This is a genomic window from Rhizobium sp. Leaf311, from assembly GCF_001423445.1.
GTDB lineage: Bacteria > Pseudomonadota > Alphaproteobacteria > Rhizobiales > Rhizobiaceae > Agrobacterium.
In genome coordinates, this window is sequence record NZ_LMNZ01000002.1 from 151,954 (window position 1) to 161,647 (window position 9,694).

Consider the following 9,694-nt stretch of genomic DNA (forward strand, 5'->3'; position numbering starts at 1 on the left):
CGCTTTAAATGTCCCCACGGTTGATGCCGAGGTCCTGCAGTTCACGTGAGCCCATGCGGCCAAGTTCGGTAACGGTCTGAAAGTACTCTGGCTTACCTTGTAGAGCTCCACAAAACGATGAAGAGGAATCCGATCCCCACGCAAGCAGAACCTCCAGAAGTGCAAAGCAACAATCGGCAGCTTGATGACCCTTAGTAAAGTAGGCCGCTTGCCCTACGAATAGCCGAGATTGATGCCCTCAAATCCGCGTTAAATCGTGGCGTGGCGGAAGGCGAAATGATCTCTGCGACGACAGCCGCTTACCAGTTGGTCACAGAGCCGTCACGCCGCTTCAAATGCGGTGCCTCCCAGAATTCAAAACTCTGTTTCGCCAGCAGTTCCTCGTTGACCTCGACCCCCAGGCCCGGTGTATCTGAAACCGGATAGAATGCTCCTTCAAGCCGGGGCTGTGCCGGGAAGAAATCGGAATTATCGAAACCCAAATGCGTTTCTGCAGGACTACTGCGGGTCTCGAGCCACGAAAAATTCGGCACTGCGGCGCAGAAGTGAACAGTTGCGGCGGTGCATATCGGCCCAAGAGGATTATGCGGCATCATGTCGACGTAGTGCGTCTCGCTCCAGGCCGCAACCTTCATGGACTCCGTCAAACCACCGACATTGCAGACGTCGAGCCGGTTGAATTGATGGATGTCACGCTCAATGTAGGGCTGGAACTGCCATTTCGATGCGAACTCCTCGCCGATGGCAAAGGGAACGTCGGTCATCCGTCGGAGTGCCTCGTAGGCGCTAGGGGACTCGTCGCGGATAGGCTCTTCGAGAAAATCGAGCGTACCGGACGGCATTTTCTGACAAAAACTTGCTGCTTCCGCAACGGTGAGCCGATGATGGTAATCAATACCGAGCACGACATCTCCACCAAGCTCCTCGCGCGCTTTAACCAACCATTTGGCTGTGGTCGCTATGTGCTCGCGCGGCTCATAGATTTCCTTCTCTTCATGCCCGGCCGGAGAGAGCCGCATTGCCGTCCATCCATGTTCCACCAGCATTTTTGCCTGGTCGATCATTTCCGGCCCAGGTGCCGCGAATGTCGTGGCGAATGTCGGGATACGATCGCGTTGCTTACCGCCGAGCAGATCATAAACCGGAACACCAAGCGCCTTTCCCTTGATGTCATGCAAGGCAATGTCGATTGCCGAGATCGCTGCCTGCAAGACGCGTCCGCCTTCAAAATACTGGCTGCGATACATTTCCTGCCACAGCGCACCAATCTTGAACGGATCGCGTCCTTTCAGGAACTCGGCATAATGTTCAAGCGCGCCGACGACTGCCTTTTCACGCCCGGACAAGCCGCTTTCACCCCAGCCGAAAATGCCCTCGTCGGTCTCGACTTTGACAAGCAACTGGTTACGGATACCGACCTTGACGGCATAGGTCTTGATTGCAGTGATCTTCATGTCGCTCCCTCCAGTTTTCTACCAGTGCCACAGAGTGCCGTCTTCGAGACGGTTCACCGGAAGGTAGGCTCGCTGGTACGGATATTTCTCAGCAAGCGTCTCATCGATATCGACACCGTGGCCGATGGCATCGCCCGGATGCAGGTAACCATCCTTGAGGCTCCACGCGCTTGGGAAGACCTCAAGAATTTCTGGAAGATAGCCCGAATACTCCTGAATGCCGAAATTGGGCACCCACAAGTCGAGGTGCAGGTTGGCACCGAGGCAAATCGGAGACATGTCCATCGCTCCGTGGCAGGCAGTGCGAACATTGTAGACGCTGGCGAAGTCCATGATCCGCCGCAGCGCGGTGACACCACCGGCATGCACACATGTGGTGCGGATGTAATCTATCAGCTGCTCTTCCATTAGAAGTCGCGCGTCCCAGATCGTGTTGAAGACTTCACCGACAGCAAGTGGGGTCGTGGTGTGTTTGCGGATCAGGCGAAATCCTTCCTGGTGTTCCGCAGCAACCGTATCCTCCAGCCAGAACAGGCGGGCGAATTCCAGATCCTTACCGACGCGAGCGGCCTCGATTGGCGTCAGCCGGTGATGTGCGTCGTGGAGAAGCTCGATGTCCCATCCATGCGCCTCGCGCACCGCCTCGAACAGCTTAGGGATGTGCCTCATGTATTTCGAGGTGGACCACACTTCCTCATGCGGCACGGCATCGTCGATAGCGTTGTTGGTCACGGTCTTGGCACCTGTACCGTAGACGTCAGGCAAGCCGGGAATTCCGACCTGCACGCGGATCGCCTTGTATCCTTCCTCGATCCGTCGGCCCACCGCCTCGACGGCCTCGGGGATGGTGGTGCCCTGCGCGTGCGTATAGCACAATACCTTTTCCCGGCTGGCACCGCCCAGCAACTGGTAGAGCGGCAGATTGGCAGCCTTTGCCTTGATGTCCCATAGGGCGGTGTCGATGCCTGCAATTGCGGCCATCGTTACAGGACCACGGCGCCAATAGGCACCCTTGTAGAAATACTGCCAGATATCCTCGATGCGGCTCGGATCCCTACCGATCAGAAGCGGGGTAAGGTGATCTTCTAGATAAGCGACGACGGCCTTTTCACGACCGTTCAATGTGGCATCGCCGACTCCCGTCAGACCCTCGTCTGTAAAGATTTTGACCGTCACAAAATTACGGCCGGGAGAGCAGACGATAACTTTTACATCGGTGATTTTCATAGACTTATCCGTTTGCTAAAACTGTGGGCGCGACGTACCGGAAACGGTTGTGAATGCGGCGGTCGCGTGGATCTGGGTGGGGGATGGCAGAGAGCAGGGCCCGGGTGTAATCGTGGGTCGGCCGATTGACGACCTGATCGGTATCACCAGCCTCGACGATGCGACCGCGATACATCACCGCGACGCGATCGCACATGTAGCGGATCACCGACATATCGTGGGAGATGAAGACGTATGAGAGGCCCAACTCGTCCTGAAGCCTCATCATCAGGTCGAGTATCTGCGAGCGCAAGGAAACGTCGAGCGCGGAGGTCGCTTCATCGGCAACAATCAGCCGCGGCTTGACGGCGATGGCACGGGCAATGCCGATGCGCTGGCGCTGGCCGCCGGAAAATGCGTGCGGGTAGCGTTCGCGCCAGGCGGGTTCAAGACCCACTTGCTGCATCAGTTCTGCCACCCGTTCATCGCGTTCCTTGCCCTGCATACCGGCAAGCTTCAAAGGTTCGGCGATGATCTGTCCGACAGTCTTGCGTGGGCTCAGCGAACCGACCGGGTCTTGAAAGATCATCCTGACTTCACGGCGAAGCTCCTTCAGCTGTGGCTTGTCCGCAGTGCGCAGATCGATAGTGCTGCCATCGGCGCGACGATAGTTGATCTCGCCTGACTGCGGATCGTAGATGCGCAGGAGGCAACGGCCCATCGTTGTCTTGCCGGATCCGCTTTCACCAACGATCCCCAGAGTCTCTCCTGGCCTCACGATCAGCGACACGTCATCCACCGCCTTCAGCCCAGACGGAAACGTCAGGGACATGTTGCGAACCTCAAGCACCGGTGTCACATCGGCGGCAATCTCGGCACGTTTCAGCCGAATCTCGGCTTTGCGCTCAAGCCGCACCACCGAGCCGATGAGACGCTTGGTGTAATCATCCTTCGGTGCATGGAATACTTCATCGACGCTGCCGTGTTCCATCACCTTGCCGCGGTACATGACCAGAACCTCATCAGCGATTTCGGCGACCACACCCATATCGTGGGTGATGAAAAGCACTGCCATGCCGTGGCTTTGTTGCAGTCGCTTGATGAGGTCGAGTATTTCCGCCTGCGTCGTTACGTCGAGTGCCGTGGTCGGCTCATCGGCAATCAGTACCTGCGGATTGCAGGCAAGCGCCATGGCGATCATCACACGCTGGCGCATACCGCCGGAAAACTCGAATGTATAGCGGTCGATCGCGGTTTCCGGACGCGGAATTTCCACCTGCTTCAGCAGTTCAATCACCCGTTCGCGGCGCTTCGCCTTGGGCGTGCCGAAATGGATACGCAGCGCTTCACCGATCTGCTCACCGATCCGGTGGACCGGAGAAAGAGAACTCATGGGCTCTTGAAAGATCATCGCGATCTCACGGCCGCGAACCCGGCGGATTTCCTCTCCACGCGGATTGAGTTTGGCGAGATCAACCTGGCGACCGTCCTGCTGCGTGAGCAGGATCGAGCCGCCTTCGATCTGGCCAGGCTTGTCAACGATCTGCAGGATCGAGCGGGCGGTGACCGACTTACCGGAGCCGCTTTCGCCGACAACGCACAATGTCTTTCCGCGCTGAAGTTCAAAGGACACGCCATCGACAGCCTTGAAGGTGCCGGTGCGGGTTTTGAAATAGGTTTTCAGGTCTTCGACCTTGAGTATGGTGCCGTTTGTCATGCTCATTACACCGTCTCGTACGGGTCGGCCGCGTCGCGCAGTCCGTCCCCGAGGAAATTTAGAGAAAGGACCGCGATTACGATCGCCGCCGCTGGTGTGAACAAAAGCCAAGGTGCCTGCGCAACAGCGCGGATGTTTTGCGCTTCCTGCAAAAGCACACCCCATGAGATGATCGGCGGCTGCAGCCCGACGCCTAGGAAGGATAGTGCAGTTTCGGCAAGGATCATCGTCGGGATGGCGAGCGTCACCGTGGCGATGATGTGGCTCATAAAGGACGGCACTAGATGATGAAAGATGATGCCGATCTCGCTCATCCCATCGAGGCGGGCGGCAGTCACAAAGTCCTCATCCCGCATCGACAGAAACTTGCCGCGCACCTCACGGGCAAGGTTTGTCCAACCGAGCAGCGAAACGATCAGAGTAATGACAAAATAGGTGCGCAAAGGCGGCCAGCCGACCGGGATCGCTGCAGCCAGACCCATCCATAGCGGAATTGTAGGAATGGACCGCAACAGTTCAATCACGCGCTGCACCGCCATGTCCACCCAACCACCGAAAAATCCGGAAATTCCGCCGATGGTGACACCGAGAACAAGGCTCATAGCTACTCCGACCAGACCGATCGAAAGCGAGATACGGGCGCCGTAGACGGCGCGCGAAAAGATATCACGACCGAGACGATCAGCACCCATGACGTAGAGACTGTCGCCAGGCTTGGGATTGACGAGACCGAACAGTTTGGTCTGCATCGGTATGAAGCCGAGCATATGGTATGGAGCGGAAGGCACGAAGAAGCCGACGGCCACTGGCTTTGCCGGATCAGGCTCGAATTCGCGCCTCATGCTTTCCGTGTTCAGCGTCATCTTCAACTGATCGACATGCGGCATGAAAGAGCCTTCATGCACCAAGGACAGGCCTTGTGGCGGCGCATAGGTGAAGCGAGCATTAGTGGCGTTGGGATCAAGTGGCGCAATGAAATCTGCAAAGGCCGCGACAAGATACATCAGGCAAATCACGACCAGGCTCACCAGAGCGATCTTGTGTTTCTTGAACTTCAGCCAGAACAGCCGCCATTGGCCGGCAACAGCGATATCCTTGCCTCGCAGGTCCAGGGTGGTCACTTCATCGGAAGGAAGCTGGGAAATATCGGTCATGTCAGTCGTATCCGCGGATCGGTCATGGCAAGCAGGATGTCTGATATCAGCGTGCCGATGATGGTGAGGACGGAGATCAGGAGGATCAGTGAGCCGGCGAGGTACATGTCCTGCGCCAGAAGAGCGCGCAAAAGTAACGGCCCAGTGGTCGGTAAGCTCATCACTACTGAAACGATGATTTCACCCGAGATGACAGCAGGCAAAATCCAGCCGAGTGTCGAAATCAGCGGGTTGAGGGCAAGCCGCACCGGATAACGCAGTAGCAACTCAAACTCGGACATGCCCTTGGCGCGGGCGGTCGTGACATAGGGCTTCGACAGCTCGTCGAGCAGGTTGGCGCGCATGATACGCACTAGAGCAGCTAGCGAGCCCAGCCCGATGACGATTACGGGGAGCCAGACATGATTTGCGAGATCCAAGAACTTGCTGAAACTCCAGCCGGCGTCGACATAGTCCGGCGAAAACAATCCGCCGACGCTCTGTCCAAACCAGACCGACATCACATACATGGCGCCGAGCGCCATCAGAAAGTCTGGGACGGCTAGGAAGAAGAAGGCGAGGAAGGTCGAGGCATAATCGGAGATCGAGTATTGCCGCACAGCCGACATGATACCAATCGGTATGGCGACCGCCCAGACGAAGCACAGTGTCAGCAGCGACAGCATCAATGAGAAGCCGAGGCGGCTCCAGATCAGTTCAGTAACAGGCTTTCCCAGTTCGAACGATATACCAAAATCGCCGCGCGTCACGATGCCAGCTATCCATTTGTAATACTGAAAATACATTGGTTGATCGAGACCATAGCGTTCGCGCATGGCCGCGACTGTGCCCGCCTCAACGGCACCACCCTGACTTGCCCAGTCAGCCATCAGTGTCGTCAGGTAGTCGCCCGGCGGCAGCTGAATGATGATGAAAGCGATGATCGAGACGGCAAAAAGTGTCGGAATGGCGAACACCAGCCGCTTGGCGATATAGCGAAGCATGACAATAACCGTTGAGTTGCGGGAGATATGACCGGAGGCATTTGCGGCTCCGGCCGTCGGGAGAAACCCTTACTCGGTCTTGTCGAAGTACCACTGCGACAGGGTCGGCGCCGGGTGCCAGAGGTTGCCGGTAATGGGAATGCCATCAACGACATTTTTGAGGTTCTTCGACACCATCATGTATTTCGGAAGGGGTCGCGAAATGCCGATATTAAGGAAGCTATCGGCTGAAATATTCAGGAAATCCTTCATTTTGGCCTTGCGGTCTTCATCCGTGACGGCAGCGTTGACCTTGTCATAGGCTGCCATCAGCACCTTGACATTTTCAGGCGGCTCCTCGCCAGTTTCATGGTTGGCGTACCATTCAGCCCAGCGCACCGCAAAAAAGATGTCCGCTTTCTGAAAAGGCATGTAGCAGCGCGGGTCGGTATAGACTTCCGAAAGGCCGCCAACGCAGTTCCAGATATAGGCATCCTGCTCATTGGCACTCCACATGGTATTGAGGCGGGCGCGATCGGTGGCCCGGATCTGGATATCGATCCCGACATCCTTGGCATATTGCTGCACCATTTGCATGACGTCTGGGTAAGACAGACCGAAGACATCTGCGACCATGAAATTGATGGTGAAGCGCTTGCCGTTCTCGTCGAGGCGAAAGCCTTCACCGTCTTTCTTCGGCATAAGCTTGTCGAGTTCGGCATTGGCCGCCGCTGGGTCGTATTGCGTATATTGCGTGGCTTCTTTTTCATTAAACAGCTCATGTTCGGGCTGCACGGCCACCTGCGCGGGCACGCCCTGCCCAACGTAAACGAGATCAATGATCTCCTGACGATTAATGGCCCGGCTTAGCGCTATGCGGAAATCCTTGCTTTGGAAAACCTTCCTCTTCACCGGATCGGTGGAGTTCAGGTTGAGCAGAATGACCGCATCGTTGGCTGGAAGGTCCTTGACGTCCAAAAAGCGATAATTGCCGCTTTCTTGACCATCGAACAAAACGGACTTGAACGTGGCATTATTGATATGCCGGAACGCAAAATCAAATTCGCCTGATGTCATCTTGAGCGCCATCAATTGGGGATCATCGAGCTTCGCCCAGGTAATATTGTCGATATAAGGCAGCTGGTTACCAGCCGTATCGACTTTCCAGTAGAATGGATTACGTGTCGCCGCGACCCGCTCGCCATCGGCATAAGGCACGGTCAGGATCCAGGGGTTGAGCGTCGGCAAGGCAAGATTTTGCCAGAACGGCGGCTGGAACGTCAGTGAAACTTTCGAATTGAACAGCGCTACCCAGTCACCCGCCGCCGGATTGGCTTTCAACAGGGCCGGAATGCCATCCTTATTGTACTTGTCATGGAACTGGCTAAGATAATGCTTGGGGTAGATGACAGGCAGGTGGCCCTGGCCGTAGGCGAGTTGCTGCAGGAAAAGGCCGTATGGCGCATCGAACTTGAACTCGACCGTCTGCTCATCGATCTTTCGAACCTTGACCGGCTTGCCAGCGACGGTGAATGTCGGGTTCTTGGCAGGAGACAGCGCTGGGTTCATGAAGACGTCTTCGTACCAGAACATGATGTCATCGACGGTAAACGGCTGCCCATCGCTCCACTTCAAACCTTTGCGCAGCGTAAACGTATAGGTGGTGGCATCTTCGGAGGCGGTGAATTTTTCGGCCAGCGATGGCTCGACCTTGCTCCACTCGGGATCCCATCGAACAAGAAGCTCGTTGGCGATTGTGCGGGTCAGATTGTACTGGTCGCCGTTGGCAAGAATTGTGGTCCGAAGCGTGCCCCCGTATTTCCCAACACCGTCGACCATCGTTTCTATGAAAGGGTGTTCAGGCAAACGATCAGTAACGGCCGGCAGCTTGCCGGCCTTGACCTGCTCCTCCAGAGCTGGCGCCTGGCGATAGTCCTGCGCAAACGCGGCGCCAGACAAGCCACAAACCACGATCCCAATCATGCCCGTCGGTGTGACGAGGCTGTGCAGCTTGCGCTGATAGCTCATGTAAAATCCCTCCACTTGGCCAGTGCCCACTCCTAAGACACATCCAGCAGTCTCCGACCGCCGATATGACGGGACGTTTTCAGATCGTACATTATTTGTCAACAAGGATGTGCGAAATGAGATTTTTCGTACTTGGCAATGAGCCCGTTTTTCGGCTAGAAAACCTTCATGAGCACGATTGGCGAATTGCGAAGATTGACGGAAGAAACGGATGTGGCTGAGGCCTCAATCTATGAGCGAATCCGCGACGATATCATTCAAGGAAGGCTTGTCGCCAACGAACGGCTCAAAATTGCCGATCTTGCCGAACGGATGGGCACCTCAACAAACCCCGTACGAGAGGCATTGCAGCAGCTGCGTGGCGAAGGATTTGTCGTCATGATGCCAAACCGTGGCGCGCGCGTCCGCGCGATTGATGAGACATTCGTGCGCGACATTTTTGAGATCGAGGTCCTGATCGAACCTTCGTTGACGCGCTGGTTTGTCGGCCTTGCAACCAAGGCTGATCTAGACACGCTGGAAGATTTACAGGCGCAGATGGAGGCCATGAATTTCGCCGATCCACATGCTCATTCAAAACTCGACATGGCCTTCCATCAGGTCATGTACGACCGCCACTACAACCGCCACGCCGTTGACTTGTGGTGGCGACACCGTGAGATCCTGTCCGCCATCAGCCGCCAATTTCCAACCTCGCTCAGCCGCCAGACCAGCGTCATGAATGAGCACCGGGGATTGCTTCACTGCATCGAGAAGCAGGACGCCGATGGCGCAGCAGCAATCATCGCCCAACATGTTGAAGGTTCGGGCCGTCACATCATCGAGCACATGCGACAAATCAAGCGGCGAACTTGAATTCTCTCATTATCGAAGAATACTTCGCGCGACGCCCTACTTATCGCCCGCCTTGAATGGAATCGAACCGCCGACCCTCAGTTCAGTTGGCTCTGTCTGGAATTTTTCTAACAAACGCAGCTACTTCCTCTTCGGAGTGGTCACCTTGGGTCGGTGGTCTCGGCAGCTAGCATCAAAACCGGTCATTGGCTGATCGTCTGGCCTCGGAACAAAGTCATCCTCAATGCGCTATGTCCTGATGACAAGAACAGGCGCGGAGAATGAGTTTGGCGCAGACGACGAATCGATCACGAAGCGCATGGGCATATGTTGCAGATA

General features: G+C 56.1%; 7 protein-coding genes and 1 pseudogene. 1 reads left to right on the forward strand and 7 read right to left on the reverse strand.

The genetic code is table 11. The features are described 5' to 3' along the window. Positions 1 to 4: 4 nt before the first annotated feature. From ASF69_RS23525 to ASF69_RS04875, 7 genes and pseudogenes are all read right to left on the reverse strand, one after another. Positions 5 to 88: pseudogene (locus ASF69_RS23525) on the reverse strand (DUF1127 domain-containing protein); the annotation flags it as partial. A 211-nt stretch (positions 89 to 299) separates the two neighbouring features. Further along, a complete protein-coding gene (locus ASF69_RS04850) occupies positions 300 to 1,454 on the reverse strand; it encodes a mandelate racemase/muconate lactonizing enzyme family protein (protein ID WP_062585904.1) in 1,155 nt (384 codons plus the stop codon). 18 nt (positions 1,455 to 1,472) lie between these two features. Further along, the gene (manD, locus tag ASF69_RS04855) at positions 1,473 to 2,681 is read right to left on the reverse strand and encodes a D-mannonate dehydratase ManD (protein ID WP_062585906.1); all 1,209 of its coding nucleotides are present in this window, start codon (positions 2,679 to 2,681) and stop codon (positions 1,473 to 1,475) included. Between the two features lie 4 nt (positions 2,682 to 2,685). After that, a complete protein-coding gene (locus ASF69_RS04860; RefSeq protein ID WP_062585907.1) occupies positions 2,686 to 4,383 on the reverse strand; it encodes an ABC transporter ATP-binding protein in 1,698 nt (565 codons plus the stop codon). Next, on the reverse strand, positions 4,383 to 5,531 hold the full coding sequence (locus ASF69_RS04865; RefSeq protein WP_062585909.1) for an ABC transporter permease: 1,149 nt from the start codon (positions 5,529 to 5,531) through the stop codon (positions 4,383 to 4,385). Before ASF69_RS04865 ends, ASF69_RS04860 begins: the two co-directional genes overlap by 1 nt. Further along, entirely contained in the window at positions 5,528 to 6,514 is a 987-nt protein-coding gene (locus ASF69_RS04870; RefSeq protein WP_062585911.1) for an ABC transporter permease, read from the reverse strand. Before ASF69_RS04870 ends, ASF69_RS04865 begins: the two co-directional genes overlap by 4 nt. Before the next feature lie 69 nt (positions 6,515 to 6,583). Then, the gene (locus ASF69_RS04875; RefSeq protein ID WP_062585914.1) at positions 6,584 to 8,521 is read right to left on the reverse strand and encodes an ABC transporter substrate-binding protein; all 1,938 of its coding nucleotides are present in this window, start codon (positions 8,519 to 8,521) and stop codon (positions 6,584 to 6,586) included. A 168-nt stretch (positions 8,522 to 8,689) separates the two neighbouring features. On the opposite strand from ASF69_RS04875, the gene ASF69_RS04880 reads away from it, so the two are divergent. Beyond that, entirely contained in the window at positions 8,690 to 9,376 is a 687-nt protein-coding gene (locus ASF69_RS04880) for a GntR family transcriptional regulator (protein WP_062585916.1), read from the forward strand. Positions 9,377 to 9,694: the final 318 nt, after the last annotated feature.